A 2,332-nucleotide genomic window follows, 5' to 3' on the forward strand; every position below is an offset into this window, starting at 1 on the left:
TGCCCCATCTACTGACCCCGATTACATTATTCCATCTCGAAGCGCTCCAAGCGTTTCCGACCTTCCACAAGCCACCCCTTTATCAGAAACACCCAACTGGTCTACTTCTGCTACAAAATTGGAACCCTCATCCCAAAATTTACCCTCTGAACCTCAACCCACAAAACCCCAGTCAACTAATAATCCTAACGGATTACCCCAACCTTCTGTGCCATCTACTGACCCCGATTACATTATTCCACCTCGAATCGCGCCCGACGAAAAACTTAGCCCCTTCACGACTACTTTACCTCTCAATGACATTCCCATCAGCCATCTAACTGAATGGGAGTTTAGTGGTTTCCATACTTTTGCTGACACCACAGACAGCGATATTTTTTTTAATGGCACTCTCAAACTTAACAGTCGAGTCAGTGAAAGTTTAAGCCGAAATAATATTTATAGAGTAGACCAAAAAGGCACTTATTTTCAACTGCGGACTGTTCCCCTAGAACGAACAATTACAACGACAACTACCGCACCCCAAACCATGACGGGGTTAGAAATTCAAATGAGTTTAACGGGGGCTTGTATTTTTCCCAATACTCCCAGTGACCAACAATGTACTTATACCCCAGGTTTAGCGATAGATCGCAATAGTATAGATCCCGAATTTTTCGTACCTACCCGCGTCTTTCAAACGTCTCAGGTTGGGGAGGTTCTCAAACCAGAAACTTTGGCTTTTATGCAGCTTCCAGGCTTTCAAGGGGGAACCAGCAGTCAACCGATTGGTGTCGATTTTTATTTTCCCAATTCGGGTGCTTATCCGGGAAACAGCCAATCCCAAAAAACAAAAGTTGAGAGAAAAGAAGAAGTTGACTATACGATTGCAGGTACTGTTTCCCGTGTTCGTCAAGTTGTTAAAGCCAATGATCGAGAAGCCGTTTTAGGACGGACTATTCGAGGCTTTACTCTCTTTGTTGATGATGAAAATCGCTGGCTCAATACGGCAATTCAAGCGGGGGCGCAAATTTTACCCGATGTCATTCCTGACCTAGAAGGCAGTAAAAATCCAGTTAATACTAATATCAACCGCAACTTATTTTTAGCGGCTAATAATACTCGTTTACCCAGCAGTAGTTTTACGATATATTCCGCCGGACTCGGACGGGCAGAAAGTTTAACGCCTAATGTCACCAGCTTAAGTCAAGTTCCTAGAGCGAATTATAATAGCCTTTGGCTCGGTCTTTCTCCCGTGATCGATCGCAATATTGAAGATGGTCGAACCTTTTATGATCCAACAGGGCCACAAGTCACCCTTGTAGGTGCTGGTGGAGAAGGTGGAGCAAATAGCAATGTACAGTTATTCTCAGCAGTTAACCAAAATCAGTATTCTACGGCCAATTTGCAGAATTTTTATGCCCAAGTTTATTTAAGCTTTTTACAGCAAGATGTCAACTTTGTTAGAGAAAGTATCTATCGGGAAGAAAGCTCTTACTATCCTCATCTCAGCTTTACCGGAAACTGGACAGGAGTCGAAGATATCCTGCGATACTATACGGGTGTGATTGCTTCAGAAAATCCCAAACTCTACGTCGGTGCTGATTACACGAGAAACACGCTAAACAATTGGAGTTTTCGGGGCGGTGCAATTGGTTATCTCAACCCCGATCGCGATTATTACAGCCAACTTTGGGGGAGTGTAGCCAAAACCTTTCCCTTCAGTAGGCAGGCCAATTTAACCTTATCAACTGGCTTTAATTATGCTCTCGATCGAGAAACAAGAATTGGTGATGTACTTAGTATTTCACCAGCTAGTGAAGTTGCCGTTAGCGCTCGCGTAAATTGGGGAATTTTTTCTCTGGGTTTGACCAACTATTTTGGTGATATCCTACCCAATTCCTACGACGATCGCTTACTGGCTGAGTTAACCATCCGTCCTCTAAGCACTCTCACTCTGTCTGGTTATATCGCCCCCATCGATAAAAACTCAACTCGCTCTCTCTACGGTGCTAGTGTAAGTTGGCAACTGGAAAATAACTACAACAGTCCTACCCTATCCCTGAATTGGCAAAATAACCAATATGATTATGGCGATGATGTTTTGGGGAATCGTTTATTATTGAATGATAATGTTTTTACGATCCTTTTTCGGATTGGTTCTCCAGCTAATCCGCTCTCTCGTTAATCTTACTCAGATTAGAAGCCAACTAATTTGCTAAAATAAAAAATCAGACTTCTGCCTCATCCCCGCCTGTGAACCGTTTGAGAAAATCTAAGGAATGAGAATTAAATAACTTCCACTCTTGAAAGTGGGATGGGCGTCCCGCCCGTCTTTTTTGGACGGGCGGGA

1 protein-coding gene is annotated in these 2,332 nt (G+C 43.4%); it reads left to right on the top strand.

Annotation, left to right across the window (positions count from 1 at the left end; translation table 11 throughout):
* Window positions 1-118: 118 nt before the first annotated feature.
* Window positions 119-2,167, top strand: a complete 2,049-nt coding sequence (locus QUB35_RS09985) for a hypothetical protein (RefSeq protein ID WP_333141687.1) — start codon at window positions 119-121, stop codon at window positions 2,165-2,167.
* Window positions 2,168-2,332 lie beyond the last annotated feature (165 nt).

This window comes from Microcoleus sp. B13-B6 (assembly GCF_036705405.1).
Taxonomy (GTDB): Bacteria; Cyanobacteriota; Cyanobacteriia; order Cyanobacteriales; family Microcoleaceae; genus Microcoleus.